Annotated in this window: 28 protein-coding genes, 1 other RNA gene and 1 pseudogene; 12 read left to right on the top strand and 18 right to left on the bottom strand. The window is 63.6% G+C overall.

Translation table 11 applies throughout. The features are described from left to right. The first annotated feature begins 7 nt into the window (after positions 1-7). The 5 genes from HHL26_RS04065 to HHL26_RS04045 all read left to right on the top strand — a co-directional run bounded on the left by HHL26_RS04065 (position 8) and on the right by HHL26_RS04045 (position 4,043). Positions 8-412, top strand: a complete 405-nt coding sequence (locus HHL26_RS04065; RefSeq protein ID WP_007687176.1) for a PTS sugar transporter subunit IIA — start codon at positions 8-10, stop codon at positions 410-412. Then, on the top strand, positions 409-681 hold the full coding sequence (locus tag HHL26_RS04060) for an HPr family phosphocarrier protein (protein ID WP_066555006.1): 273 nt from the start codon (positions 409-411) through the stop codon (positions 679-681). The genes HHL26_RS04065 and HHL26_RS04060 overlap by 4 nt, the downstream gene beginning before the upstream one ends. Positions 682-797: 116 nt before the next feature. After that, positions 798-1,793 carry a sensor domain-containing diguanylate cyclase gene (locus tag HHL26_RS04055; RefSeq protein WP_066555004.1) on the top strand — a complete coding sequence of 332 codons (996 nt, stop codon included), beginning with the start codon at positions 798-800 and terminating at the stop codon, positions 1,791-1,793. A gap of 142 nt (positions 1,794-1,935) precedes the next feature. After that, a complete protein-coding gene (locus HHL26_RS04050) occupies positions 1,936-2,736 on the top strand; it encodes an RNA methyltransferase (RefSeq protein WP_066555002.1) in 801 nt (266 codons plus the stop codon). Positions 2,737-2,780: 44 nt separating this feature from the next. Next, positions 2,781-4,043 (top strand): MFS transporter, encoded by a 1,263-nt coding sequence (locus HHL26_RS04045; RefSeq protein ID WP_145907480.1) that lies wholly within the window; start codon positions 2,781-2,783, stop codon positions 4,041-4,043. Here the strand turns inward: HHL26_RS04045 and HHL26_RS04040 are convergent. From HHL26_RS04040 to HHL26_RS04000, 9 genes and pseudogenes are all read right to left on the bottom strand, one after another. Continuing rightward, positions 4,027-4,534 (bottom strand): annotated as a pseudogene (locus tag HHL26_RS04040) (GNAT family N-acetyltransferase). The gene HHL26_RS04045 and the pseudogene HHL26_RS04040 sit on opposite strands and share 17 nt — an antisense overlap. Positions 4,535-4,612: 78 nt before the next feature. Continuing rightward, positions 4,613-7,108 carry a TonB-dependent receptor gene (locus HHL26_RS04035; RefSeq protein WP_066554996.1) on the bottom strand — a complete coding sequence of 832 codons (2,496 nt, stop codon included), beginning with the start codon at positions 7,106-7,108 and terminating at the stop codon, positions 4,613-4,615. A 342-nt stretch (positions 7,109-7,450) separates the two neighbouring features. Next, complete coding sequence (gene rplS / locus HHL26_RS04030) at positions 7,451-7,819, bottom strand: 50S ribosomal protein L19 (protein ID WP_066554995.1); 369 nt, start codon at positions 7,817-7,819, stop codon at positions 7,451-7,453. A 10-nt stretch (positions 7,820-7,829) separates the two neighbouring features. After that, complete coding sequence (gene trmD, locus HHL26_RS04025; RefSeq protein WP_066554993.1) at positions 7,830-8,561, bottom strand: tRNA (guanosine(37)-N1)-methyltransferase TrmD; 732 nt, start codon at positions 8,559-8,561, stop codon at positions 7,830-7,832. Then, positions 8,558-8,830 carry a hypothetical protein gene (locus HHL26_RS04020; protein WP_066554991.1) on the bottom strand — a complete coding sequence of 91 codons (273 nt, stop codon included), beginning with the start codon at positions 8,828-8,830 and terminating at the stop codon, positions 8,558-8,560. The genes trmD and HHL26_RS04020 overlap by 4 nt, the downstream gene beginning before the upstream one ends. A gap of 87 nt (positions 8,831-8,917) precedes the next feature. Next, positions 8,918-9,412 carry a ribosome maturation factor RimM gene (gene rimM / locus HHL26_RS04015; protein WP_066554990.1) on the bottom strand — a complete coding sequence of 165 codons (495 nt, stop codon included), beginning with the start codon at positions 9,410-9,412 and terminating at the stop codon, positions 8,918-8,920. A 5-nt stretch (positions 9,413-9,417) separates the two neighbouring features. Continuing rightward, the gene (gene rpsP, locus HHL26_RS04010; protein ID WP_066554987.1) at positions 9,418-9,876 is read right to left on the bottom strand and encodes a 30S ribosomal protein S16; all 459 of its coding nucleotides are present in this window, start codon (positions 9,874-9,876) and stop codon (positions 9,418-9,420) included. Between the two features lie 47 nt (positions 9,877-9,923). Beyond that, positions 9,924-11,375, bottom strand: coding sequence for a signal recognition particle protein (gene ffh / locus HHL26_RS04005; protein ID WP_066554985.1), 1,452 nt, complete (start codon positions 11,373-11,375; stop codon positions 9,924-9,926). Between the two features lie 203 nt (positions 11,376-11,578). After that, positions 11,579-12,298, bottom strand: a complete 720-nt coding sequence (locus HHL26_RS04000; protein WP_066554983.1) for a hypothetical protein — start codon at positions 12,296-12,298, stop codon at positions 11,579-11,581. Between the two features lie 172 nt (positions 12,299-12,470). On the opposite strand from HHL26_RS04000, the gene HHL26_RS03995 reads away from it, so the two are divergent. From HHL26_RS03995 to ispZ, 5 genes are all read left to right on the top strand, one after another. Then, the gene (locus HHL26_RS03995; RefSeq protein WP_066554981.1) at positions 12,471-13,871 is read left to right on the top strand and encodes an amino acid permease; all 1,401 of its coding nucleotides are present in this window, start codon (positions 12,471-12,473) and stop codon (positions 13,869-13,871) included. 53 nt (positions 13,872-13,924) lie between these two features. After that, positions 13,925-14,725: a diaminopimelate epimerase gene (gene dapF, locus HHL26_RS03990; RefSeq protein ID WP_066554978.1), complete on the top strand. Its 801-nt coding sequence runs from the start codon at positions 13,925-13,927 to the stop codon at positions 14,723-14,725. Beyond that, positions 14,726-16,015, top strand: a complete 1,290-nt coding sequence (gene mtaB, locus HHL26_RS03985; RefSeq protein ID WP_066554976.1) for a tRNA (N(6)-L-threonylcarbamoyladenosine(37)-C(2))-methylthiotransferase MtaB — start codon at positions 14,726-14,728, stop codon at positions 16,013-16,015. It abuts the gene before it with no gap. A 96-nt stretch (positions 16,016-16,111) separates the two neighbouring features. Continuing rightward, positions 16,112-17,044: a signal recognition particle-docking protein FtsY gene (ftsY, locus tag HHL26_RS03980; RefSeq protein ID WP_066554973.1), complete on the top strand. Its 933-nt coding sequence runs from the start codon at positions 16,112-16,114 to the stop codon at positions 17,042-17,044. Between the two features lie 104 nt (positions 17,045-17,148). Beyond that, positions 17,149-17,799, top strand: coding sequence for a septation protein IspZ (gene ispZ / locus HHL26_RS03975; protein ID WP_066554964.1), 651 nt, complete (start codon positions 17,149-17,151; stop codon positions 17,797-17,799). A gap of 34 nt (positions 17,800-17,833) precedes the next feature. On the opposite strand, the gene HHL26_RS03970 is transcribed toward ispZ, so the two are convergent. Then, a complete protein-coding gene (locus HHL26_RS03970) occupies positions 17,834-18,391 on the bottom strand; it encodes a urate hydroxylase PuuD (RefSeq protein WP_066554962.1) in 558 nt (185 codons plus the stop codon). Positions 18,392-18,636: 245 nt separating this feature from the next. Here HHL26_RS03970 and HHL26_RS03965 point away from each other — a divergent pair, with 245 nt between their 5' ends. Together HHL26_RS03965 and HHL26_RS03960 are read left to right on the top strand one after the other, a co-directional pair. Continuing rightward, complete coding sequence (locus HHL26_RS03965; protein ID WP_066554959.1) at positions 18,637-19,248, top strand: superoxide dismutase; 612 nt, start codon at positions 18,637-18,639, stop codon at positions 19,246-19,248. Positions 19,249-19,371: 123 nt separating this feature from the next. Continuing rightward, positions 19,372-19,806 (top strand): hemerythrin domain-containing protein, encoded by a 435-nt coding sequence (locus HHL26_RS03960; protein ID WP_066554957.1) that lies wholly within the window; start codon positions 19,372-19,374, stop codon positions 19,804-19,806. 8 nt (positions 19,807-19,814) lie between these two features. Here the strand turns inward: HHL26_RS03960 and HHL26_RS03955 are convergent, their stop codons facing one another. The 8 genes from HHL26_RS03955 to HHL26_RS03920 form a co-directional block, all read right to left on the bottom strand. Next, positions 19,815-20,147: a hypothetical protein gene (locus tag HHL26_RS03955; protein ID WP_066554955.1), complete on the bottom strand. Its 333-nt coding sequence runs from the start codon at positions 20,145-20,147 to the stop codon at positions 19,815-19,817. Further along, entirely contained in the window at positions 20,120-20,668 is a 549-nt protein-coding gene (locus HHL26_RS03950; protein WP_066554952.1) for a J domain-containing protein, read from the bottom strand. Before HHL26_RS03950 ends, HHL26_RS03955 begins: the two co-directional genes overlap by 28 nt. Before the next feature lie 65 nt (positions 20,669-20,733). Next, an RNA gene (gene rnpB / locus HHL26_RS03945) (RNase P RNA component class A) lies at positions 20,734-21,133 on the bottom strand. A 43-nt stretch (positions 21,134-21,176) separates the two neighbouring features. After that, positions 21,177-21,878, bottom strand: a complete 702-nt coding sequence (locus HHL26_RS03940; protein WP_066554949.1) for an N-acetylmuramoyl-L-alanine amidase — start codon at positions 21,876-21,878, stop codon at positions 21,177-21,179. Positions 21,879-21,995: 117 nt separating this feature from the next. Next, complete coding sequence (locus HHL26_RS03935; protein ID WP_066554945.1) at positions 21,996-22,904, bottom strand: protein-glutamate O-methyltransferase CheR; 909 nt, start codon at positions 22,902-22,904, stop codon at positions 21,996-21,998. After that, positions 22,904-23,983 carry a chemotaxis protein CheB gene (locus HHL26_RS03930; protein WP_066554942.1) on the bottom strand — a complete coding sequence of 360 codons (1,080 nt, stop codon included), beginning with the start codon at positions 23,981-23,983 and terminating at the stop codon, positions 22,904-22,906. The genes HHL26_RS03935 and HHL26_RS03930 overlap by 1 nt, the downstream gene beginning before the upstream one ends. 69 nt (positions 23,984-24,052) lie before the next feature. After that, entirely contained in the window at positions 24,053-24,418 is a 366-nt protein-coding gene (locus HHL26_RS03925; protein ID WP_066554940.1) for a response regulator, read from the bottom strand. A gap of 96 nt (positions 24,419-24,514) precedes the next feature. Beyond that, complete coding sequence (locus HHL26_RS03920) at positions 24,515-24,952, bottom strand: chemotaxis protein CheW (protein WP_066554936.1); 438 nt, start codon at positions 24,950-24,952, stop codon at positions 24,515-24,517. Positions 24,953-24,965 lie beyond the last annotated feature (13 nt).

Below are 24,965 nucleotides of genomic sequence, written 5' to 3'. Positions count from 1 at the left end.
AAGCAAGATGATTGGACTGGTACTCGTCACCCACGGGGCGCTGGCGACGGAATTTGTCGTCGCGATGGAGCATGTGGTCGGTCCGCAGCAGCAGATCGAGACCATCTGCATCGGCCCTGAGGACGATATGGAGATGCGCCGCGCCGACATTGCGGATGCGGTCGCCCGCGTCAATGACGGGTCGGGCGTCATCCTGCTGACCGACCTGTTCGGCGGCACCCCGTCCAATCTGGCCATTTCGCTGCTGAAGGCGGGCGAGATCGAGGTGATCGCGGGCATCAACCTGCCCATGCTGATCCGCCTGGAAAGCGCCCGCAAGGTCATGGACGTGCGCCAGGCCGTCGCCGCCGCGCGGGAAGCGGGCCAGAAATATATCAGCGTTGCATCGGAACTGTTGGGCAGCACCACATGAGCGAAATCAGCCAGGAAGTCAGGATCAGCAACCGGCGCGGCCTGCATGCCCGCGCCAGCGCGAAATTCGTGACGCTGGCCAGCGGCCTGCCCGCCCAGATCACCGTGCGCAAGGACAGCAGCGAAGTCACCGGCACGTCCATCATGGGCCTGATGATGCTGGGCGCGGCGATGGGCGACAGTATCACCATCAGCGCCACTGGTCCGGAAGCGGCCGATTCGCTGGGCAAGCTGGTGACGCTGGTCGAGGACAAGTTCGGGGAAGAATAAGGCAGGCTGCGCCCGCCAAGCCTTTGTTAAATATCGGCAGGCGATTATCACGAGAAGACTGAACGAGAATCGCGGGACGTGGGAGAGGCCACCTCGCCAGTTGAGGGTAATTGGCCATGCTCGATCCAAAGCTGATGGACGAACCGGCGCGTCTCGCCGCGCTTGATCGCTACGAAGTTCTGGACACGCCACGGGAACCCTCTTTCGATCGCATCACCGATCTGGTCCGCAGCATTTTGGGCGTGCCGATTTCCGCCGTCTCGCTGGTGGACGCCGATCGGCAATGGTTCAAGTCGCTGGCCGGTCTCGACGGCAGCGAAACGGCGCGCGACGTCGCCTTTTGCAACCATACCATCCGCGAGCGGGCGCCGATGGTCGTCACCGACGCGAGGGAAGATGCGCGCTTTCGCGACAATCCGCTGGTGACGGGCGATCCCAATATCCGCAGCTATGCCGGCATCCCGCTGGAAACGCCCGACGGCTATAATATCGGCTCGCTTTGCGCGATCGATACGGTGCCGCGCCAGTTTGACCCCGGCCAGATCGCCATCCTCCAGAATCTGGCGGCGCTGGTGGTCGAGCAGCTCGAACTGCGCCGCATCGCTGAACGCGATCATCTGACCGGCGCGCTCAGCCGCCGGGCCTTCCTCAACGAAATGAACCGCGCCATCGCGCTGTTCGAACGGCATGAGCGGCCCGCCAGCCTGCTGCTGTTCGACATCGATCATTTCAAGCGGATCAACGATACCCACGGCCACCCCGCCGGCGACCAGGTCATCCGCGGCATCGCCCGGCTCTGCACCAGCCTGCAACGGCCCAGCGATTCGCTTGGCCGGCTTGGCGGTGAGGAATTCGGCATATTGCTGCCCGAAACCGGGGAAGACGATGCCGCCAGAGCGGCGCAACGCTTCTGCGAGGCGATTGCCGTAACCGAAATCCCCGGCACGCCGCCGCTGCACGTCACGGTCAGCTTCGGCGTGGCGGAACTGCGCGGCGACTGGCCGACCGGCGAAAGCTGGATGGCGGTGGCGGACATGGCGCTCTACGAAGCCAAGCGCTCCGGCCGCAACCGGATCGCCGTCGCACGGCATGACGCGTCCCACGCGACCTAGGGTGCGGGAATGACGGACTGCAAATAGCCATCTCTGGCCATTTCCGACCAAATCCCTTCACATCCAAGCCCCCTACCCTTTTCCGCGATCCCCCTATAGAGAGGCCGTTTCGGCGGACATTCAAAAGGTTTGAGACAGGATCGTGGCGCGAGAAATCACCGGATTTTCCAACCCGCTGGTGAAGCGCGTCCGCTCCCTGCGGGAGAAGAAATTCCGCAAGGCCGAGGGGCTGTTCCTGGCCGAAGGGCTGCGCATCCTGACCGAAGCGCGCGAGGAAGGCGTGCTGCCAGAAATGCTGTTCCATGCCGGGTCGACCCACCCGCTGGCCGCCGATCTGATCGCGGCGATGGAGGCGGCGGGCGGCGACGTCATCGAAACCACGCCCGATATCCTCTCGAAAATCTCCGGCAAGGATAATGCGCAGGCCGTGGTCGGCGTCTATCGCGACCGGCTGACCCCGCTGGCGAAGCTCGACCGCGGCAAGGCCGATATCTGGATCGTCGCCCAGTCGCTGCGCGATCCCGGCAATCTGGGCACCATATTGCGCACCGGAGATGCCGTGGGCGCGGGCGGGCTGATCCTGATCGACGATTGCGTCGATCCTTTTTCCGTCGAATCCGTGCGCGCCAGCATGGGCGCCCTCTTCACCCAAAGTATCACCCAGGCGCGCTGGGGCGAGTTCATGCACTGGCTGCGCGAGGGGCCGGGCGAACTGATCGGCACCAGCCTGAAGGCCACGCACGACTATCAGGAGCCGCGCTACCAAAGCCCCAGCTTCCTGCTGGTCGGCAATGAAGCGCAGGGTTTACCTGAAAGCTATGAGGCCGAATGCGACCTGCTGGTGAAGATGCCGATGCTGGGCAAGGCCGACAGTTTGAACGCGGCGGTCGCCTGCGCGGTCATGGCCTATGAATTGCTGAACCAGAAGCGGGCGACGAAATAATGGCGACGGGGGGCGTGCAAGCGGTGGAGGCAGGGGCCGGGAAAATGGGCGGGATGGACGCGATGCTGCGCCACAAGCGGGTGCTGGCGGCCAGCCTGATCGGCACGGCGGTCGAATTTTACGACTTCTATATCTACGCCACCGCCGCCAGCCTGGTCTTCGGCCCGCTTTTCTTTCCCTCCTCCTCCCCTTCCGCGCAATTGCTGGCGGCCTATGGCAGCCTTGCCCTCGCCTTTTTCGCCCGGCCCTTGGGCGCGGCGGTGTTCGGCCATTATGGCGACCGCATCGGGCGCAAGACGACGCTGGTGACGTCGCTGATGCTGATGGGCGGATCGACCCTCGCCATCGGTTTCCTGCCGACCTATCAGAGCATCGGCTGGTGGGCGCCGCTGATCCTCTGCATCCTGCGCTTCGGTCAGGGGTTCGGGCTGGGCGGCGAATGGGGCGGCGCGGCTCTGCTGGCGGTGGAGAACGCCCCGCCTGGCTGGCGGGCGCGCTTCGGCATGTTCCCGCAATTGGGCGCGCCGGTCGGATTCCTCGCCGCCAACGGGCTGTTCCTGATCCTTGGCACCTTCCTCAGCGACAAGGATTTCTTCGCCTGGGGCTGGCGCCTGCCTTTCCTGGGCAGCGCGGTCCTGGTGTTCCTGGGTCTGTGGATTCGCCTGAAACTCACCGAGACGCCGGAATTCGCCGCCGCCAGAGCCGAAGCCCCGCCGCCCGCCGTGCCGCTGGCCACGCTGTTCAAGAACCATTTGGGCGCCGCGATCGCGGGCACCTTTGCCTGCGCCGCCTGCTTCGCGGTCTATTATATCGCGACAGCCTTTGCCCTTGGCTACGGCACCGCCACGCTCATGATCGACCGGGAAACCTTCCTGGCGATCCAGCTCGGCGCGATCCTGTTCATGGCGCTCAGCATCATCCTCGCCGGCTGGTGGGCGGACAGGAGCAGCCCGACCCGCGTGCTGGTGGCGGGCTGCATCGGCACGGTGCTGATGGGCGTGATTTTCGGCCCCGCCATCGGCACCGGGCAATTGCTGCCGATCTTCCTGATCCTCAGCCTCGCGCTGTTTCTGATGGGCTTCGTCTATGGCCCGCTGGGCGCCTATCTGCCGCATCTCTTCCCGGTGCAGCTTCGCTATACCGGCGCGTCCTTCGCCTTCAATCTGGGCGGGATCATCGGCGGCGCGCTGGCGCCGATCGTCGCGACCTGGCTGATCCAGGTTCAGGGGGTGGAACTGGTCGGCCTCTATATGTCGGCGGCAGCGGCGCTCAGCCTGATCGGCCTCTGGTTCACAAGTCGGCAATAGGCTTGCGCATCAAGATCAGCGGCACGCCGCGATCCTCGAACGCGTGCACATCGATGAAACCGAAGCTGCGATAAAGCGGCACGCCCGCCATGGTGGCGGACAGTTCCAGCGCGGAGAAACCCTCCACCCGCGCCGCCTGTTCGCAGAGCGACAGGATCAACCTGCCAACGCCTTTGCGCACATGGTCGGGATGCGTGTACATCGCCCGCACCTTGGCCGCCTCTGTCCCCGGATCGAGCAGCCGGTCGTCACGGCCTGCGCTATGATTGCCGCCATAAGCCGTCGCAACCGGCGATCTGCCCCCGATCCTCGATCACGAAATAAGTGCCGTCGCTGATCAACCGGCTGTCCAGCCCCATGAAGGCATGGCTGGCCCTCACCTGTGCCGGCGTGAGGAAATCATCCTGCAACCGGTCAATGGCCAATGTCATAGCAGCGGAAAGCGATGCTTCATCCGTGAGCGTGGCCAGCCTGTGAGTCAGTAAGGTCATGATCGGCCCGGTTGGCGGCCATATCCCCGAAAGGAAAGCGGCCACCGGCCCGAAAGCCGGTGACCGCCCAAGGTGCCGTCAGAAGCTGAAGTTGATACGGCCGTAATAATAGCCGCCATTGATGCCATAGGGCGTGAACGTGACCGGCGCATTCAGCACCGCTCCACCATCGATCGGCAGGCCGTCAGCCCCATTGGGCACCGTATCCGCCTTCTTGTTGAAGAGGTTGTTGGCGCCGAACGACAGCTTGATCGCCGGGGTCAGGTCGTAGCTCGCTTCCAGATCGGTGAGCGCGGCGGCCCCCGACTTCACCGTGGGAGTCGTGCCATTATACAGCACCACCTGCGAGGCTTTGCCGTAGAAGGTCTCCCGCAGGTTCATGCTGAAGCCGCCCCAGGTCAGCAGAGCGCCCAGAATCACCTTATATTTGGGTGAGGCGTTCTCCAATATGCTGCGCGAGTCCGCCGCGAAGAAGGCATCGGTCAGATTGAGATGGGTGATCTTCGTTTCATTATAATTCGCTGACAGGGACCAGAGGATGCTGCCGTCCCCGATGGGCGTCGGATAGCTGGCCGTCACGTCGACGCCGCGCGTCCGGGTGTCGGCACCGTTGGTGAAGAGCGTGATGCCAGCATCGCCATTCTGCAGCACGAAGGGATCGAGAACATTGCCATGGGCGGCAATGGCATCGAGCACGTCCTGACCTGAAAACTGGCCGTTGCTCGGCGCCAATTGCCCACCGACGAGACCGAAGATGGACCCTGTCCCGACGATTCGGTCCTTCACCTTCACCTGATAAGCATCGATCGTGACGTTCAGCTTGGGGATTGGCCGGATGACCAGGCCAGCGCTGAAATTGGTCGACGTTTCCGGTTTCAGGTCGTCATAGCCCAGCAGCTTCGCCGCGGCCGAGTTGGGCGGCAACTGAACGAAGGCCGTCGTCGGCCCGACATTGGTCGAGGAATAATATTCCTCCAGCAGCGACGGCGCGCGGAAGCCGGTGCTGACCGTACCGCGCAATGCGAACTGCTCGGTAAAGTCGAAGCGGGTCGTGACCTTCCACGTCCATTTTGTGCCGAAATCGCTATAATCCTCGTAACGGACAGCTCCGTCGATCTTCCACATGTCGATCGGATTCAGCGCCAGGTCCACATAGGCCGCGACGTTGTGCCGCTTATGCTTGCCAGCGTCGGTCGACACGAAGCCCGGATAGGACTGGCCCCCCTCGAAATAGGTCGATGCGAAGTCGCCCTTGCCGATGGAGAATGTATTCTCCCGATATTCCGCGCCGAAGGCCAGATTGACCGGCTGCACCAGGCCGACATCAAACTCCTTTGCGATGTCGAGATTGCTGGTCCATTCCGTCGCCTTCAGGAAGCCGTCATAGAAATTGCTCGGCGTCGATCCGGTGTTGATGAACAGGCTCCGGTTGGCGGAATCCAGCGTGTAGAGCTTGGCATAATCCTGCCCATAGGTGGTGCTGAGATCCCAGCGGAAGCCGCCCGCCTCGCCCTTGATCCCGCCGGTGTTGGAGAAATCATCCTCCTTGATCGCCTCACGCGGGTTGAAGCCGGTGGCACTATATAGAATCTGCTCGCCAGCAACGCCCAGGACCGGGGAGCGAGAGACGCGCCAGGGTTGGCGGTAATTTTCATAGGCGCTCGCCTCGCGCCGCCCATAGCTGCCGAAAGCGTAAAGTTCGACGCCCCCGAAATCATAGCCCGCATTATACATGATAGTGCTGAGCGTCGAGCGCGAATCGCCAACGATGCGGTTGGTATAGGGCGCATTGGGCAGGCCGATCGCCGCCATCGCCGTATGCGCGGCGCCAAGATCGGACCGCAGCGTGCCGTCTTCATTATAGATGCGCGAATCAACGCCACCGCGCTGCGAGAAACCGTGGAAGCGATGGAACATGGTGAAGTTGAGATAGCCGTCCGGCCCGACGTCCGGCGCGAAGGTCACGCTGCCCGAATAAGTGTTGCCGTCGCCCTTATAATATTGCCCGGCGGTCAGATTGCCGGAGATGGAGCCCTTGTCTTCCTTGAGGATGATGTTGATGACGCCCGCGATCGCATCGGACCCATATTGCGCCGCCGCGCCGTCCTCCAGCACCTCGATCCGGCCGATTGCGCCCGGCGGGATCAGGTCGAGGTCGGGCGCCACCGCACCCTGGAAGGGCCCACCCAGAACGTGAAGATTGGCCGTGCCGTGCCGCCGCTTGCCGTTCACCAGGACCAGTGCATGGTTCGGGCTGAGGCCGCGCAGACGCGCCGAGAGTGTCAGGTTCGCCGTGTCCCCGCCAAAGGCTTCCGCAGTGAAGGAAGGAACAAGCTGCGTCAGCACCTGGTTGAGATTGGGTTGCCCGACCTTGGTCAGCGCTTCGCTATCGAGAACCTTGATCGGCGCAGCGCTTTCGGCCGCCGTGACGCCGGTCGCGCGTGTGCCGGTGACGATGATCGCCGCGCCATCGGTAGCGGAGGCCGCCTGCGGATCGGTCTGTGCCAGAACGGCCGCTGGAGAAGACAGCGCTATAACCATGGCTGCGCGAGAAACGAAACTCTTACGGTTCATGAACCAGCCCCTTGCTTCATTATGAAGAGAGCCTCTCCCGACCGATATTTTCTCGTTATTATTTATCCGTTTTCGGCAAATTATTTGAGACGCATTGATCCTGCTCCAAACCCGCAGGATTGAATTTTGGAAATATTGAGCAATCTCTGGAAACGGAACGCTGACACAAAACCGCCATCAAAGAAAAATGAATTTCTGCTGCGGCGCAAAATCTCTTGGAAAACGGAAGACGAAAAACGCGTTCATCTTTCATCAAATCATTGAGATATAAAGAAAAAGGCGGCGTCCCGATGGGACGCCGCCTGTCTCTTTTTTACAACTGTCAAGACGGCGTAAAAGCGATCAATCCTCGCTGCGCACGTCGCGGCGCTCGGCAATGCGAGCGCGCTTGCCGGTGCGGCCGCGCAGATAATAGAGCTTCGCGCGACGCACCACGCCCTTGCGGACGACGGTGATCGAATCGATGTTCGGGGAATAGAGCGGGAAGACGCGCTCCACACCTTCACCGAAGCTGATCTTGCGCACGGTGAAGTTGCTGCCCATGCCCTTGTTCGAGCGGGCGATGCAGACGCCTTCATAATTCTGAACGCGGCTGCGCTCACCTTCGATGACCTTCACGCCGACGCGCAGCGTGTCACCCGGACGGAATTCCGGAATATCCTTGGCGAGAGCCGCGATGTTTTCAGCCTCGATCTGCTGGATCAAGTTCATGAGCTTAGTCCTACTTTTCGCGTTGCGCACCAGAGGGCGACTGGTCCCGAACGCCGATATGGCGTTCCCAAAGGTCCGGCCGCCTTAGCCGTGTGTCATCCTCCGCCCTTTGTTTCCGCCAGGCGGCGATCTTCGCATGATCCCCCGATCGCAACACTTCAGGGATCGTGCGCCCTTCCCACTCAGCGGGTCGGGTATAGTGCGGATATTCGAGAAGGCCGCTTTCGAAGCTCTCTTCATCCCCACTGGAAGCGGCGCCCATTACCCCAGGAAGCAGGCGGATGCAAGCATCCAGCAGCATCAGCGCGCCCATCTCTCCGCCGGAGAGGATGATGTCGCCCATGCTGATCTGCTCGACCGGGCGCGCCTCGAAAATCCGTTCGTCAAAACCCTCGAACCGGCCGCAGAGGATGGTGGCTCCGGGTCCGGCGGCGAGCTGGCGGATACGGCGCTGGGTGATCGGCGCCCCGCGCGGCGTCATGGCGATGACGGGCAGATCGGGCGCCTTTTCCAGCGCATGGTCGATGGCGAGGCCAAGGATATCGGCGCGCAGCACCATGCCCGCACCGCCGCCCGCCGGAGTATCGTCCACCGTGCGATGCTTGTCAGTGGCAAAGTCGCGAATATGGATAGGGTCGCAGGCCCACTTTCCCTCAACCAGCGCCCGTCCCGCAAGCGATAGGCCAAGCGGCCCCGGAAACATCTCTGGATAAAGCGTCAGTATCTGCGCATGAAAGCTCATGCCTTGCGCGCCTTGAGCCATGCCCCCGCCATGCCGCCCAGCAGCGACACCGCGCCACCACCCATCAATGCGACGCCGATGGCGCGCAGCAGATCGGCGAAGGGCCGATCCGGCTGCATCAGCGCCGGCAGCAGGAACAGCATGGGAATAGGAATGATCAGCCCTACCGCCGCAGCGATTTTCAGCCCGCGTGACCAGGACATGGTGAACAGCCGCCAGCCAGCGGCGACCATCAACAGCAGATAGAGGGCAGCAAGGATTTTCGGCATGGTTGGGCGCCTTACTGTGGTTTTCAACTATGCGCGCTCCTGCAAAGGCTGGAGCACGATCTTCCATGCTTCACTAAACTCGATCAATCAGACGGCGAATGCCACCTCGATCACCGCCCGATCATCCGCGATGGTCACGGCGTGCATCGGCGCCATGAAGCGTTTGCCGCCCTTGCCATCAATAGCTGTCCGTTCGACTTCGATGATATCGCCCGCGCCGAAATTCTCGACCGCGACGATATGGCCCAACGCCTCGCCATCGCTGGAGAGGCAGGGCAAGCCAATGAGATCGGCATGATAATATTCGCCCTCCCCCAGCGGAGGCAGGGCGGAACGGGGCACGGTGAGTTCGGTCCCGCGCAGGGCTTCGGCAGCGCTCCGGTCGCCAATCTCAGCGAAGCGCGCGACGGCGCCATTGGGGCCGGGGCGCACCGACTTCAAGGTCAGCGTGCGCCCCGCCGCATCGAAGCCCTTATAGGATTTGAGAGCCTCAGCCCCCTCCCCAAAGAGCTTCAGACGGACTTCGCCCGCCACCCCATGCGCACCGATGATGACGGCGAGAGTGACGGGCGTGTCGGTCAAAGGATTCAGCCTTCAGCCTGTTCTTCAGCCGGAGCCGCTTCTTCAGCAGCCGGGGCTTCTTCCACGGCCGGAGCGGCAGCGGCTTCAGCGGCGGCAGCCTTGGCGGCTTCGGCAGCTTCAGCGGCTTCCGCAGCCTTGGCGGCGCGGTCTTCGGCGCGATCCTTGGCCTTCTGACCCGGCTCGGCCTTCTTCGGGTTGTTGCGGGCAGCGCGTTCCTTCACGCCCGCGGCATCGAGGAAGCGGGCCACGCGGTCGGTCGGCTGGGCGCCTGCGGCAACCCAGTGCTTGGCGCGCTCGACGTCGATCACGACGCGCTTTTCGTCGCCCTTGGGCAGGACGGGGTTGTAGCTGCCGATGCGCTCGATGAACTTGCCGTCACGCGGGGCGCGGCTGTCGGCCACGACGATGCGATAATAGGGACGCTTCTTGGAACCGCCGCGCGAAAGACGAATGGACGTTGCCATGGATAACTGACCTTACCTTTCTGACTAATCTAATTGCTTGAAAATATTTATTTCTTGAGGAAATTCTGAAAACCGGGCGGAAGGTTGGGCATATTGCCCCCCAGCCCCGGCAGACCCTGCGGAGGCGCGCCGCCACCGCCGAGCATCCCATCGAGCCCACCACCGGTGAACATCTTGGCCAGCCCCTTCAGGCCGCCCATCTTGCGGATCTTCTTCATCGCCGTTTCCATTTCCTGATGCATTTTCAGGAGACGGTTCACTTCCTGCACCGTGGTGCCGCTACCCTTGGCGATGCGAATCTTGCGCTTGGCGTTGATGAGGGCGGGCTTTTCCCGCTCCTTGGGCGTCATAGAGCCGATCATCGCGTCGAGATGAATCAGCGTCTTGTCGTTGGCGCCGCTATTGGCCATCGCCGCCTGCGCCTTTTTCAAGCCCGGCAACATGCCCGCCAGCGCGCCAAGGCCGCCCATGCGGCGCATCTGACCCAGTTGGGCGCGCAGGTCGTTCATGTCGAACTGACCCTTGGCCATTTTCTTGGCGAGCTTGTCGGCTTCCTCGGCGTCGATGCTCTCGGCCGCCTTCTCGACCAGCGACACGACGTCGCCCATGCCCAGAATGCGCTGCGCGACACGCTGCGGATGGAACTGCTCAATGGCATCCAGCTTTTCGCCGGTGCCCGCAAACTTGATCGGACGGCCGGTCACCGCGCGCATCGACAGCGCCGCACCGCCACGGGCGTCGCCGTCCATACGGGTCAGCACCACGCCGGTCAGCGGCACTTGGCTCGTAAAGCTGGACGCGACATTCACCGCGTCCTGGCCGGTCAGCGAGTCGACCACCAGCAGGATTTCCGCCGGGTTGGAGACGTCAGCGACAGCCTTCATCTCGTCCATCAGCGCCTGATCGACATGCAGACGCCCGGCGGTGTCGAGCATCACCACGTCGAAACCCTGGAGCTTCGCCGCCTGCAAGGCGCGCTTGGCGATCTCGACCGGCTGCTGGCCCGGCACGATCGGCAGCGTCGCCACATCGGTCTGGGTGCCCAGAACCGCCAACTGCTCCTGCGCGGCGGGGCGCTGGACGTCGAGCGACGCCATCAGCACCTTCTTGCGCTCTTTTTCCTTGAGGCGCTTGGCGATCTTGGCGGTGGAGGTGGTCTTGCCCGACCCCTGCAAGCCGACCATCATGATGACGGCGGGTGGCGTCACGTCGATCAGCAGATCGGAGGTTTCCGACCCCAGCACGGCGGTCAGCGCGTCGCTGACGATCTTCACCACCTGCTGGCCCGGCGTCACCGAACGCAGGACGTTCTGGCCGACCGCCTGTTCGGTCACATCCTCGACGAACTCGCGGACGACGGAAAGGGCGACATCGGCTTCGAGCAACGCGATTCGCACCTCGCGCATCGCGGCGCGGACATCGTCCTCCGTAAGCGCACCGCGCCCACGCAGCTTGTCGAATACCCCACCGAGACGATCGCTTAGCGAATCGAACATCATCACCTCATTTGGGCCGAAAAGCCCGGAAAACTGTGCTTACCCCGCCAAACGACAAAATCGCCGGCGGGCGAATCCTCGCCGGCCAGCGTCCATCCGGTGCCCCATTTCAAGCGCCATGGATCTGTCAGGGTATCAAACGGCAAGCCGTCCGATTGCAGGGGCGCCCTTAACGCAAGCACGCCCCCGACGCAACCGAAAGCGGCTCAGCCTGCCAAAGCGGAGGCCAGCCAGACGATGGGCGGCGTGGCGGCGAGGATCGGCACCGCCAGCCCTTCCGCCAAAATCACCGCCGCGCCCACCGCATAGGCCGGATGCACCCGCCCACGCGAGGCGAGATCATGGACGACGCCGACCGCCACGAACAGCATCTGCCCGCTCATGACCGCCAGCCCGCCCCAAGGCCCCAATAGCGGCATCGGCAGCAAGCGCCCGAAGGCCGGTCCGATAATCGCCACCATCGCGCACAGCATCAGCCGCCGATGCCATTCGGTGGAGCGCCGCAGCCGGATCGCGCCAGTCAGCAACGTGATGAAGCCGATCAGCTCCAGCACGCTCAACGCCAGGAAGATCGTGGGGGTGAAGAAAGGCGGCACCCGATCGAGGACCACCGCCATGCACACGGTAACGACGCCCAGCGGCACCATCGCCGTGGCCAGCCCGACAGCGACCCATCCCATGCGCCGATGCAGGGCCATCGACCCGCGATGGGCGAAGGCGTTCTGCATCACGAACAGCAGCGTCCAGCTCACGAACACGGCGCCATGGACATGCACCCAATAGGGCACGCGTCCGACATCCACGAACCCGCGCAGCGCGAAGGAACCGAAACCGCCAATCACCGTCGCCGCGATGGCGACCGACATTCCCAGATAAAAGCCATTGTTCCGGACCGATACCGGAACGGTCGACGCAGCAGCATCCATCGGACGCCCCCCTTGGAAGATTAAAGCTGTCGCGACCTTTGTTTACGGCCCTGTAACAGAATATCAGCGGAGTCGCGAGAGGCGGCGATCAGTTGATTTACATTTGTATAAATTTTTCTTGCCAGCCGCTCCTGCAACGGCAAGGTGCCCGCAAAAGGGGGAGAAAAAGGACATGAGCTGGACGCGCCGCAAGCCGATGGGGGCGATGATGCCCGCACAGGAAGGGCATAGGCTGGCACGCACCTTGTCCTGGCCGCATCTGCTGGCGCTGGGCGTGGGAGCGATCGTCGGCACCGGCATATTGACGCTGATCGGCGTCGGCGCGGACCGGGCGGGGCCAGCGGTGCTGCTGTCCTTCGCCATCGCGGGCGCGATCTGCGCCTGCGCGGCGCTGGCCTATGCCGAGCTTTCCACCATGATGCCCGCGGCCGGGAGTGCCTATAGCTACAGCTATGTGGTCCTGGGCGAAGGCATCGCCTGGATCGTCGGATGGAGCTTGATCCTCGAATATTCGCTGGTGGTGTCGACCGTGGCGGTGGGCTGGTCGGGCTATGCCGCGCCGCTGCTGACCTTGGTGGGCTTTCCCGAGCTGTTGACCAAGGGGCCGGAACTGGGCGGTCTCGTCAATGTGCCTGCCATCTTCATCATCGCCGTGGTGGCGGGGCTGCTGATGCTGGGCACCCATGAAAGCGCGCGACTGAACGCGCTGCTGGTCCTCATCAAGATCGCCACCCTCAGCCTGTTCGTCGCCATCGCTCTGCCCGCCTTCGACGCGCAGAATCTCTCGCCTTTCATGCCCTTCGGCTTCGCCAAGTCGATGGGGCCGGATGGCGTCGAGCGCGGCGTCATGGCGGCGGCGGCGATTATCTTCTTCGCCTTTTACGGCTTCGACGCGATCTCGACCGCGGCGGAGGAAGCGAAGAACCCGGATCGCGACCTTGCCATCGGCATCGTCGGGTCGCTGATCGTCTGCACTTTGATCTATGTGGCTGTAGCGGCGGCGGCGATCGGGGCGATGCCCTTCACCCGCTTTGCCGACAGCCCGGAGCCGCTGGCGCTGATCCTGCGGGAGATGGGGCAGGGACAGGTGGCCAGGATCGTCGCCATAGCGGCGGTGATTGCGCTGCCGACGGTGCTGCTCGGCTTTCTCTATGGGCAGAGCCGCATCTTCCTCGTCATGGCGCGGGACGGCTTCCTGCCGCAGAGGCTGGCGCTGATCTCCAAGCGCGGCACGCCCGCCCGGATCACCGGCATGACCGCCGTGCTGGTCGCGATCATAGCGGGCGTGCTACCCATCGATGAGATCGCCGCGCTCGCCAATGCGGGGACGCTGATCGCCTTTACCGCCGTGGGCGCTTGCCTCTTGATCCTGCGACGGCGGATGCCCGACCTCAAGCGCCCCTTCCGCGCCCCTGCGGGATGGCTGGTCGGCCTTGGCGCGATTGGCGGCTGCGCCTATCTGTTCATCAGCCTGCCGGTGAAGACCATCCTCGCCTGCTTCATCTGGAACGCGATCGGGCTGGCTGTCTATTTCCTCTATGGACGCAAGCGTGCGGCCCTGAATACGGGATAGGCACGCCGGATAGGCTGGTCTTTTCCCCGCATTGGCCTTACATGCGCCGCGCTATGGGCCGTTTTTCGAAAATGCATGGTTTGGGCAACGACTTCGTCGTGATCGACGCGCGGGACGCGGCGCTCGACATGACGCCTGCGCGCGCGCAGGCCATTGCCGACCGCCATGCCGGGATCGGCTGCGATCAGCTCATCCTCATCGGCCATTCCGACCGCGCCGACGTGTCGATGCGCATCTTCAACAGCGACGGCAGCGAAGTGGAGGCTTGCGGCAACGCGACCCGCTGCGTGCCGCTGTTCGTCGGGCGGGACGTGCTGATCGAAACCAAGGCCGGACTGCTGGACGCGAAGGGCGTGGACGGCGGCGCCAGCGTCGACATGGGCGAACCCCGGCTGGAGTGGGATGCGATCCCCCTCGCCTACGCCATGGACACGCTGGTCATGCCGGTAAGCTGGGAAGAGCTGCCCGCGCCAGTAGCGGTCAATGTCGGCAATCCGCATGTCATCTTCTTCTGCGACGATCTGGACGCGGTGGATATCGAGCGGCTGGGACCGCTTATCGAGACGGACCCGCTGTTCCCGGCTCGAGTGAACGTGAATTTCGCGCAAATTATGGGTGAGAATCATATCCGCCTGATCGTCTGGGAGCGCGGCGCAGGCCTCACCCGCGCCTGCGGCACCGGCGCCTGCGCGACGGCGGTGGCGGCGGTGCGCCGCAAGCTGGTGAGCGGCCCCACCCGAGTCACGCTGCCCGGCGGCGATCTCGTGATCGACTGGGCGCCGGGCGGGCACATATTGATGACCGGGCCTGCCACCCATGTCTTTGACGGCGAGGCTGACTGGGCGCGCTTTTAGATGCCTACCCCCACCAAAAACGCGCCGCAGATCATCACCTTAGGCTGCCGCCTCAACATCGCGGAGAGCGAGGCGATTCGGGAGATTGCTGGCCGCGAAATGGCGGGCGACAGGCAAGATCTGATCGTCGTCAATAGCTGCGCCGTGACGGCCGAGGCGGTGCGCCAGACCCGGCAGGCCATCCGCCGCGCCCGCCGGGATCGGCCCGATGCGCGGATCATGGTGACGGGCTGCGCGGCGCAGACCGAGCCTGAGACTTTCGCCGCCATGGCCGAAGTCGATGCCGTGATCGGCAATCGCGAGAAGATGGAGGCCAGCCACTATGCTGGGATGACGAATGATCTTGGGGCGGCGGAAAAAGTCCAGGTCTCCGACATCATGGCCGTGCGCGAAACCGCGCCGCATATGGCGAGCGCCTTTGCCGAACATGCCCGCGCCTTTCTGGAGGTGCAGAATGGCTGCGACCACCGCTGCACCTTCTGCATCATTCCCTATGGCCGCGGAAACAGCCGCTCGGTCCCCGCGGGCGCGGTCATCGAAAAGGCCCGCTTTCTGGTCGATGCGGGCTATAAGGAAATCGTCCTGACCGGCGTGGATGTCACCAGCTACGGCCCCGACCTGCCCGGCGCGCCTTCGCTCGGCCTGCTGATCGAACGCATATTGAAGGGCGTGCCCGACCTCCCTCGCCTGCGCCTTTCCTCGCTCGACAGCGTGGAGATTGACGAGCGCCTCTTCGACCTGCTCGCCCATGAGCCGCGCATGATGCCGCACCTCCATCTCTCGCTCCAGGCGGGCGACGACATGATCCTCAAGCGCATGAAGCGCCGCCACAGCCGCGCCGATGCGATCCGCATCGTGGAACGCCTCAAGGCCGCCCGCGCCGACATCAGCATCGGCGCCGACATCATCGCGGGCTTCCCGACGGAGGATGAAGCGATGTTCGCAAACAGCCTGAAGCTGGTCGAGGAATGCGCCATCGTCCACGGCCATATCTTCCCCTATTCGCCGCGCACCGGAACCCCTGCCGCCCGCATGCCGCAGGTCGATCGCTTGCGCGTCAAGGAGCGCGCCGCCTGCCTCCGCTCGGCCTGCGAGGCGCAGCGGGAAGACTGGCTCAAAAGCCTCCTCGGCTCCGAACAATCGGTGCTGGTGGAGCGCAACGGGCTTTCGGGCCATGCGGAAAATTTCGCCCCGGTGCGGTTCGCCGTGCCCCAGCCTCCCTCCTCCATCGTCCGCGCGACCATCACAGGCCTTGAGAATGGCGCGCTGATCGCGCAAGAGGCGGCGTGATTGGGATTTCCATTTCTTCGTCATCTCCGGCGCAAGCCCTTTACGGATATGGCGGGAGATGGATTCCTGCCCTCGCGGGAATGACGGTATTGCATAATGGCTGAAACATCCTGGCGCGATCGCCTCTTCGGCGGCCTCAAGCGCACTTCCGACAAGCTCGGAGAAAATCTCACCGGCCTGTTCACCAGGGCCGCGCTCGATGAGCAGACCCTGGACGAGATCGAGGAAGCGCTGATCGTCAGCGACCTTGGCCCGGCCATGGCCGCCCGCGTGCGCGACCGGCTCTCCGAAGGCCGCTATAACCGCGAACTGACCGAAGACTATCTGCGCGAGATCATTGCGGAGGAGATCGAGAAGACCCTCGCCCCCGTGGCCCGCCCGCTGGAGATCGAAGCCTTTCCCCGCCCGCAGGTCATCCTCGTCATCGGCGTCAACGGATCGGGCAAGACCACCACTATCGCCAAGCTCGCCAACCTCTTCCTTGAACAGGATTATGGCGTGATGCTGGCGGCCGGCGACACGTTCCGCGCCGCCGCGATCGGCCAGCTCAAGGTCTGGGCGGAGCGCCTCGGCATCCCCATCGTCGCGGGCAAGGAAGGCGGCGACGCGGCGGGCATCGTCTTCGATGCGGTCAAGCAGGCGACTGCCACCGGCATCGACGTGCTGATCGTGGACACGGCGGGCCGACTTCAGAACAAGACCGAGCTGATGGACGAGTTGGCCAAGATTCGCCGCGTGCTCGGCCGGTTGAACCCGGCAGCGCCGCATGACGTTGTGCTGGTGCTGGATGCCACCACGGGGCAGAATGCGTTGAGCCAGATCGAGGTTTTCAAGGAAGTCGCGCAGGTGACGGGGCTGGTCATGACCAAGCTGGACGGCACGGCGCGCGGCGGCGTGCTGGTCGCGGCGGCGGAGAAATATCGCCTGCCCATCCATGCCATCGGCGTGGGCGAGAAGATCGAGGATCTGCGCCCCTTCGATCCCGGCGACATGGCGCGGGCGATTGCGGGGACGGCCTATGCGCGGTGAATGGCCTTCCCGTGGCGTAACAACGTGCTCCTGCGAAGGCAGGAGCCCAGTTCAGACGGCGGGCCTGGGCTCCTGCCTTCGCAGGAGCAACGGAGCGTCTAGTCATGGCTGACCCGAAAAAACCCACCCATGGCGGCAATCTCAGCCTCGCGCTGGACTTCGGTCCACTGCTGGTCTTCTTCCTCACCTACAAGGGCGCGGGCTGGGTCTGGGGGCCGGGCAATCCGATCACCGCCATGACCTTCGGCACCGCCGCCTTCATGGCCGCCATCGTCATCGCCGTCCTCATCTCCAAGGTGAAGCTCGGCCGCGTTTCCCCAATGCTCTGGCTGTCGGCAATGCTGATCCTCTTTTTCGGCGGCCTCACCATCTATTTCCGCGACCAGAGCTTCATCCAGTTGAAGCCGACCATCATCTACGCCTTCTTCGCGCTGATGCTGTTCGCGGGGCTGATGCGCGGCAAGCCGCTGCTCAAATATCTGCTACAGGCCGCCTATGACGGCCTGACCGAAGCCGGCTGGCGCAAGCTGTCGCGCAACTGGGCCTTTTTCTTCGTCGCCATGGCGCTCGCCAATGAAATCATGCGTCGCTCCATGAGCTTCGATAGCTGGCTCGCCGTCAAAGTGTGGGGCGTGACCATCGTGTCGGTCGTCTTCGCCGCCGCCAACATTCCCATGCTGATGCGCCACGGCCTTGACCTGGGCGAAAAGCTGGACAGCGAAGAGATTGGCGAAACCACCCCGCCACAGGGATAGGGGCAGGCGTCACGGGACGCCCGCCCCTGCCAATTCAACTGAAATTGACCATGCAATAAAGCATCGCCAGCGACAGGATCGTATTGGTGCGGCTGGCGATCATCGCCGTGGTCGCCGCCTTCGCCTTCACATCATCCTCTGCCGGAACGATGCCGAGCGCCTTCTTCTGGTTCGGCCAGATCACGAACCAGACGTTGAACGCCATGATCAGCGCCAGCCACATGCCGATGCCGATCAGCGTATAGGGCGCCTGAACCAGCAGCGCCTGGTGGATGTAACCGGCCAGCCAGGCGACGATGAGGCCCGTCAGAACCGTAAAGGCCGCCGCCCAGCGAAAGAAGAACAATGCCGCCGGCGCGATATGCTTGGACACGCCCGGCTTCAGTTCCGCCGGGATTTCCGGCATGGTCGGGATCTGGACGAAGTTGAAATAATAAAGCAGCCCGATCCAGGTGATGCCGAAGAACAGGTGCAGCCAGCGAAAGATGCTGTTGGCGTCGACCAGCCCGGCATGCGCGCCGAACATCACCACGATCGCGAGCAGCAGCCCCGCGATCAGCACAAGATGCAGATTGCCGAAGAATTTTGCCATTGGACCCTTCCCCCATTTATGACCGCCGCATTCTTCGGGGCGGCCTCCGAACCGGTCGCCATTCGGCCATCCGATCCTAACCGTTAAGTCTATGTCATCATTACGGTCCTGTCACATGGATATTTCCGCGCTCTTGAAAGAAAATATCGTATTTTCCGCAGCGCAATAAGACTGCTAGGGGCGTGGAGCCTTCCGGCCGCATCAACGTTATGCGGCCATCCCATCACGAACCGAGGAGTTCCGACATGGCATTTATTCTGCCCCCCCTGCCCTATCCCAAAGACGCCTTTGGCGATATTCTTTCGGTTGAAACCTTCGATTTTCACCATGGCAAGCACCATAATGCCTATGTCGTGAAGGCCAATGAACTGGTCGCCGCCGACGCCTCGCTCCAGGGCAAGTCGCTGGTCGAGCTGATCAAGACCAGCAAGGGCGGCCTGTTCAACCAGGTCGGCCAGATCTGGAACCACACATTCTACTGGCTGTCGCTTTCGCCCGAAAAGAAGGCGCCCTCTGGCAAGCTGCTCGACCTCATCAACGAAGGCTTCGGCTCGGTCGACGCTCTGGTCGACAAGCTTAAGGCCGAAGCCGTCGGCCATTTCGCCAGCGGCTGGGCCGCGCTGATCCTGAAGGACGGCAAGCTGGAAGTCACCAGCTATCATGACGCCGACACGCCGGTCGCGCATGGCCACACGCCGCTGCTGATCCTCGATGTGTGGGAACATGCCTATTATATCGACTATCGCAACCTGCGCCCCAACTATGCCGAAAAGCTGCTGAAGGAAGCGATCGACTGGGATTTCGTCGCACTGAACCTGGACGGCGAAGGCGTCAGCCGCGCCGACCAGCCCGCCTGATCGGGCAGGCCGTCCGCCGCCCGGGACGGGTGGCGGACGGCCCTTCCGCTTTGCCGAAGGTCTGCACAACCCTTTGTTAAGGCACGCCGCGCATGATGCCTTCAGGGTAGCGAGGAAGCGGCGATGGATCTCACTGAACTGTGCAGACAACATGAAGAACTGCATGTGCTGGCGGGCAAATTGTCCCGCGCCGTGGCGGATGACCGCGTGCCGCAAGCCATCGGCGCGCTGCGCTGGCAGTTTGCGCGCCTGCTGATGGCCCATCTGGCGCTGGAGGACCGGATATTCTACCCCGGCGTTCAGCGCATGGCCGATGAACAACTGCGCACCACCGCCCAGCGTCTCCAGATCGAGATGGGACCGCTGGGCGAGGCCTTTGCCGCCTATATGACCCGCTGGAGCGACCACCGGATCGCCGGCGAATGGGCCGACTTCTGCCAGGAGACGCGCGAGATCGTGAAAAGCCTCATGAGCCGGATCGATCAGGAGGAACGGACGCTGATCCCCATGCTCAACAAAAATCTGGCTTCGCCCATCTCGGTTCGCCGTGCCGGCTGACCATTGGTTCAGGCGTGGGGCAAAAGACCCAACGTAGCGGCCAGTTCATCAAGGTCGGCATCGGGCTGCACCAACAGCCATTGGCGTGCGCTGGCGCCGTTAACGACCGTCACCGCGCCCTTGGGGCAAACGCCCAGGCAATTGACCTCCACGATCCCCGCCGCCGCCTTACGCCCCTTTTTCAGCGAAAGATGGCGGCGCAGCGCCTTGGCCAACCGCTCGTCGCCATCGCGGCCAAAGCCGCCGTCCAGTTTCTTCGAACATTTGCGGCAGACAAGCACCGCATGATCCCAGTTCGACCGGACATGATCCTTCAATCCGCCCGCTCCCGCGGCTTCCATGTCCGCCGTTCCTCGGCGGCGCGCAGCACTTCATAGGCGGCCTGGATCGTCTGGAAGCGCACAGCCGCCTGCGCGTCGCCGGGCTTCACATCGGGATGATATTCCTTGGCGAGACGGCGCCAGCTTTTCTTCACCGCCTCGAAATCGGCATCGTCCTCCAGCTCCAGCGCCTGGAGCGCATGCATCTCGTCCCGCGATCGGGTGCCATCGCCCGGACCGCCCCAGCCATGATAGGCGCTGTTCTGATAGCCACCGGCATCGCGCCGCTCGGCGCGCTCGCGCTGTTCCCGTTCTTCCTGGTCGAGACCCTCAAAATAGTCCCAGTTGCGGTTATATTCGGCCGCATGATCGGAACAGAAATACCAGCGCTCGCGGCTGTTGGGCGATTTGGGCGCGGGGCAGTCGCCCGGCCGGTCGCAGCCATGCCGATCGCACAGGCGCACCTGTTGCGCCTCTCGCGATGCGCCATAACTGCGCCAGCGGGGAAAGCCCCAGTCATTGGATCGGCTGCTTCTTGCCATCGACTCAAACTAGGTAAGGCGCCGACGGAAAGCCACCCCCGGCGGGGTTAAAATCATGCGGTCCCAATGCCAGAGGGCCTGTAAGCCGGGTTCTGTCCTCCCCGTAAGGAGAGTGGCGACCATTCCTCTAGGGGACAGATTGCTCCGTCCCTCAAGCAACCAACCCGGGCGGTCTCAGCCGAAACTTAGCCTAGCAGTCAAGCTGCGCGCCGCCCCTATTCGGTCTTGCTCCCGGTGGGGTTTACCGTGCCGCCTTCCGTTGCCGGAGACGCGGTGCGCTCTTACCGCACCCTTTCAATTTCGCCCGCCCGAAGGCTTAGTCGTAAAGACTGGGCGACCTGCTTTCTGTTGCACTGTCCCTTGGATCACTCCAGCCGGCCGTTAGCCGGCACCGTCATTTCGTGGAGCCCGGACTTTCCTCGCCGTGGAAGTACCCCTCCACGCCGCGGCCGCCCGGCCCTCTGGCAGAGGCGCCTATACACAGGTCCGCCCCCCCCGTCATCCCCACTTAATCATCATCCCCTCGCGGTTTGGGGAGGAGCAGCGCCAGCAGGATCGCGCGGCACTCGCCGTCGATGATCCCGTCGATCAGTTCGGGCCGGAAGCGCCGCTGGAACGCGACCACCGCCGCCTGCGGCTCGGCTATGTCATAGCCGAAGCGTTCCAGCGCCAGCATGAAGCCGCCGTCGCTCCAATGGGGGTCCATCAGATTCTTGGTCGGGCGCGGCAGGGCCAGCCGCAGCCGCGCCAACTGCCCCCAGGGAAAAAGCTCGCCGGGATCCTGCTTGCGCGCCGGGGCGACGTCGCTATGGCCGACGATATTGCCGCGCGTGATCTTGTGGCGCTGGACGATCTGGTGGATCAGCGGGATCAACGACCCCATCTGCGTATCCGGAAACGGCCGATAGCCCCATTCATGGCCCGGATTGACGATCTCGATCCCGATGCTGGCGGAATTGATGTCGTCAATGCCCCGCCAATGCGCCCGGCCTGCATGCCAGGCGCGCTTGTCCTCATCCACCATGCGGATGACCTGCCCATCCTCGGTCACGACATAATGGGCGGACACCTTGGATTCCGGGCTGACCAGCCAGTGGATCGCGGTCGCCGCGTCGACCATTCCGGTATAGTGCAGCACCAGCATGGAAACCGGCAGGCTGCGCTCGTCGAAATTGGGCGACGGCGTATCGATCATCGGAAAGTCGGTCATCGCGAAGGGCCAGTCACTCGCACTTATCTGTCAGCGCCGCCATCGGGCGCAAGGCAGACCATGACCGACAGCGGCAGGCCAATCAAGCGGACTCGCAGCATTTTGCGGTCGGCAGGATCAAAGCGCCCGGCGCATCGCTCCCTCCGTCTGTGCCGTAACGTCGGCGCGGCGGCCATAACCGCCGCGGAATTCGGCATGGGGAACGAACTCGTCGCTATGCCCGATCACCGTCTCGCCCGCCCCCAGCAGCAGGACAGACCGCCCATGGCTGTGCCGGGACAGCAGGCGCAGCACGTTCTGCCGACGTTCGGGCGTGAAATAGAGCAGCACATTCCGGCAGAGCAGAAGGTCATATTCCCCCTTCGGCGCCTGCGCATCGAACAGATTGTCGGTGCGGAAATCGATCATCCGGCGCAACTCCGGATTGGCGCACCAGTCATCGCCCGACGGTTCGAACCATTTGAGAAGGTCGCTCACAGGCAGGCCACGCTGCACGTCCATCTGGGTGAAGGTGCCCGCTTTCGCCTGGGTGATGGCGGCGGTGGAAATGTCGGTTGCCAATATCTCGATCCGCCAGCCGCGCCAGCGCGCCATGTCGTTGCAAAGCTGGATCGCGAGCGAATAGACCTCCTGCCCCGTCGAGCAACCCGCGCTCCAGATGCGCAGCGTCCGGTCGGACCGCTGCGCCTGAATGTGCGGCAGGATGTGGCGATGGATCATGTCGAAAATCTGGAAATCGCGGAAAAAGCTGCTTTCATTGTTGAGCAGCGCGTTGACCACGTCATTTTCGAGCGCCGCGTCCTTGCGCGCCATCAGCCGGGACGCCAGCGCGTCCATATCGCCAAGGCCATGGGCGCGCAGCACCGGCTTCAGCACCGTTTCCATCCGCCAGGCGCGGCTTTCGGACAATATCTGCCCGGTGCGCGCTTCCAGCAGGCCGGAAAAGATGCGCGCCGCCCCGGACGATGAGGAAGCGGACGAAGCGGAACCGGACGAGACGGAAGGGGCCGAAGGGGGCAATGCCATCAGTTTCTGTTCTTTCCTCTTCGCGCCACGAAATCCATGATCGCATGGGGTTCCAGCAGGGCGCAGTTCAATCCTTCGCCCGCGATCGATCCGGGCATGCCCCAGACGACGCTGCTCGCTTCGTCCTGCGCCACAATCCAGCCGCCCGCCGCCACGATATCCCGCGCGCCGACCGTGCCGTCCCGTCCCATGCCGGTCAGGACCACGCCCGCAGCCCCCGCGCCGTAAACGTGCGCCATGCTGGCGAACATCGGGTCGACGCCAGGCAGATTGCCCGCGGGCGTGCGGTCCGGATTCAGCATGATGGAAACCCGGCCATAGAGCCCCCGCCGCAACTGGAGATTGGCGTCGCCGGGCGCGACATAGACGGTGTCCGGGGCAAGGATTTCGCCCTGTTCCGCCGCCTTGACGCGCAAGGGGGTCATGCGGCCCAATTGCTGGACGAAATAATGAGTGAAGCTGGCCGGCAGATGCTGGGTCAGCAGGATCGGCACGCCGAGCGGCGCGGCCAGACCGGCGAAAAGCTGTCCCAAGGCATGGATGCCGCCAGTCGATGCGCCGATGCCCAGGCAGGCGAGCGGCTGGGCCGCCTGCTCCGGTTCGATCCGCAGCGGGGGCCGGGCGATGACAGGCGTCGCGTCGCCGTTGAACAGGCGCGACAGCCGATCGATCAAGGCCTGGGGGAAATGTTCGCCAAAGCTGCCGCTGCCAGGCTTGGCCAATATATCGCTCGCGCCCAGCGCCAGCGCTTCGACCGCCGCGGCGCTCCCCTCCTCGCAATTGCCCGACAGGATTACGACCTTGGCGCGCGGATTGGTCCGCAGGATCGCGGGCAGCGCCATCAGCCCGCTCTGCCCCGCCAGTTCGATGTCCAGCAGGACCAGATCGACCTCATGCTCGCTCAGATATCCCAGCGCATGTTCGGCGCTGTTGGTCTTGTGGGAGACGGAAAATCTCGGGTCAGCGTTCAATATCCGTTCGATGACCGTCCTGACCACGACCGAATCGTCGACGATCAGGGTGCGCAACGCCCTGTCTTCGTCCCGGTTGCTGGCCATGATCGGCACGTGAACGGTCATCGAGGGAAATCTTTCTGAACGAAGGCAAGAAATCAGGTCAGGAGCAGGGCGATCGATCGCCAGTCAGCGCTAGATCACGCCGACGATCGTCAGCTTGCTTTCCAGCGTTTCCCGGTCGAACGGCTTCATCACATATTCGTCCGCCCCCGCTTCGACGGCCGCCTTGATATGGCCGATGCCGTTTTCCGTGGTGCAGAAGATGATCTTGGGCCGGGCGGCCAGATTGGCGCCCGGCAGCGCCTGGAGAAATTCCATGCCGCTCATCACCGGCATGTTCCAGTCGAGCAGAACCACGTCGGGCAGGGACGTTTCGCATTGCGTGAGGGCGTCACGGCCATCGACCGCCTCGCTCACGGAAAGGTCGAGCGATTCCAATATGTGGCGGGCAACTTTGCGGATGACTTTCGAATCATCCACGACCAGGCAGTTTTTCATAGAGCGTCCCTTGTTTTGCGTCCCATCTTCACGAGCCTAACCGGCAAAGGCGAGCATTTGGTAAACGCCGGTACAATATCGTCATGCCGGCTGCGGTCATGCCGCTTGGGCCATGGCGCCCGCCTCGATGAAACCGCTCAGCGACACGAGCAGATAGGGCTGGCCCTCATGCTCCACCAGGCCGCGGGCATAGGGCGACCAGACGGGATCGAGCTGACCGCGTAGCGGCAGTTCGCCCTCCGGCACCTGGCAGATGTCGTAGACGGCATCGACCATCAGCCCATAGCTGTGGCCGCTAATGTCCGCGATGATCGCAAAGCCGCGCTGTTCCGCGGGCGTCGGCCGCCCCCGGACGAGCGCCGCGACATCGATGATGGTCAGCACCCGGCTGCGCAGCGCGGAAAGCCCGGCGACATGCGCGCCCATGCCCGGCACCGGCGAGATGTCGGTGAGCTTGACCACCGCCTCGACCTCGCGAGCCTCGACGGCGACCCGCGTGCCGGCCAGCGTGGCGAAGAGATAAAGCTGGTTCATGGGGCTATGCTCC

This window comes from Sphingobium sp. TB-6, assembly GCF_012927365.1.
GTDB lineage: Bacteria > Pseudomonadota > Alphaproteobacteria > Sphingomonadales > Sphingomonadaceae > Sphingobium.
The sequence above is the reverse complement of the archived record's forward strand: the minus strand, read 5'-3'. Positions and strand labels throughout refer to the sequence as shown.

Bases quoted from the DNA above. Each gene is read 5' to 3' on its own strand.
- HHL26_RS03920 (WP_066554936.1), bottom strand. From the start codon at position 24,952: ATGAACCAGCTTTATCTCTTCGCCACGCTGGCCGGCACGCGGGTCGCC.
- ispZ (WP_066554964.1), top strand. From the start codon at position 17,149: ATGGCTGACCCGAAAAAACCCACCCATGGCGGCAATCTCAGCCTCGCG.
- HHL26_RS03930 (WP_066554942.1), bottom strand. From the start codon at position 23,983: ATGACCGTTCACGTGCCGATCATGGCCAGCAACCGGGACGAAGACAGG.
- HHL26_RS04045 (WP_145907480.1), top strand. From the start codon at position 2,781: ATGGGCGGGATGGACGCGATGCTGCGCCACAAGCGGGTGCTGGCGGCC.
- HHL26_RS03960 (WP_066554957.1), top strand. From the start codon at position 19,372: ATGGATCTCACTGAACTGTGCAGACAACATGAAGAACTGCATGTGCTG.
- HHL26_RS03940 (WP_066554949.1), bottom strand. From the start codon at position 21,878: ATGACCGACTTTCCGATGATCGATACGCCGTCGCCCAATTTCGACGAG.
- HHL26_RS03970 (WP_066554962.1), bottom strand. From the start codon at position 18,391: ATGGCAAAATTCTTCGGCAATCTGCATCTTGTGCTGATCGCGGGGCTG.
- HHL26_RS03955 (WP_066554955.1), bottom strand. From the start codon at position 20,147: ATGGAAGCCGCGGGAGCGGGCGGATTGAAGGATCATGTCCGGTCGAAC.
- HHL26_RS04000 (WP_066554983.1), bottom strand. From the start codon at position 12,298: ATGGATGCTGCTGCGTCGACCGTTCCGGTATCGGTCCGGAACAATGGC.
- HHL26_RS04060 (WP_066555006.1), top strand. From the start codon at position 409: ATGAGCGAAATCAGCCAGGAAGTCAGGATCAGCAACCGGCGCGGCCTG.
- HHL26_RS03995 (WP_066554981.1), top strand. From the start codon at position 12,471: ATGAGCTGGACGCGCCGCAAGCCGATGGGGGCGATGATGCCCGCACAG.
- HHL26_RS04055 (WP_066555004.1), top strand. From the start codon at position 798: ATGCTCGATCCAAAGCTGATGGACGAACCGGCGCGTCTCGCCGCGCTT.
- HHL26_RS04020 (WP_066554991.1), bottom strand. From the start codon at position 8,830: ATGCCGAAAATCCTTGCTGCCCTCTATCTGCTGTTGATGGTCGCCGCT.
- HHL26_RS03965 (WP_066554959.1), top strand. From the start codon at position 18,637: ATGGCATTTATTCTGCCCCCCCTGCCCTATCCCAAAGACGCCTTTGGC.
- rpsP (WP_066554987.1), bottom strand. From the start codon at position 9,876: ATGGCAACGTCCATTCGTCTTTCGCGCGGCGGTTCCAAGAAGCGTCCC.
- mtaB (WP_066554976.1), top strand. From the start codon at position 14,726: ATGCCTACCCCCACCAAAAACGCGCCGCAGATCATCACCTTAGGCTGC.
- rplS (WP_066554995.1), bottom strand. From the start codon at position 7,819: ATGAACTTGATCCAGCAGATCGAGGCTGAAAACATCGCGGCTCTCGCC.
- HHL26_RS03950 (WP_066554952.1), bottom strand. From the start codon at position 20,668: ATGGCAAGAAGCAGCCGATCCAATGACTGGGGCTTTCCCCGCTGGCGC.
- HHL26_RS03935 (WP_066554945.1), bottom strand. From the start codon at position 22,904: ATGGCATTGCCCCCTTCGGCCCCTTCCGTCTCGTCCGGTTCCGCTTCG.
- HHL26_RS04035 (WP_066554996.1), bottom strand. From the start codon at position 7,108: ATGAACCGTAAGAGTTTCGTTTCTCGCGCAGCCATGGTTATAGCGCTG.
- ftsY (WP_066554973.1), top strand. From the start codon at position 16,112: ATGGCTGAAACATCCTGGCGCGATCGCCTCTTCGGCGGCCTCAAGCGC.
- ffh (WP_066554985.1), bottom strand. From the start codon at position 11,375: ATGATGTTCGATTCGCTAAGCGATCGTCTCGGTGGGGTATTCGACAAG.
- HHL26_RS04065 (WP_007687176.1), top strand. From the start codon at position 8: ATGATTGGACTGGTACTCGTCACCCACGGGGCGCTGGCGACGGAATTT.
- dapF (WP_066554978.1), top strand. From the start codon at position 13,925: ATGGGCCGTTTTTCGAAAATGCATGGTTTGGGCAACGACTTCGTCGTG.
- trmD (WP_066554993.1), bottom strand. From the start codon at position 8,561: ATGAGCTTTCATGCGCAGATACTGACGCTTTATCCAGAGATGTTTCCG.
- HHL26_RS03925 (WP_066554940.1), bottom strand. From the start codon at position 24,418: ATGAAAAACTGCCTGGTCGTGGATGATTCGAAAGTCATCCGCAAAGTT.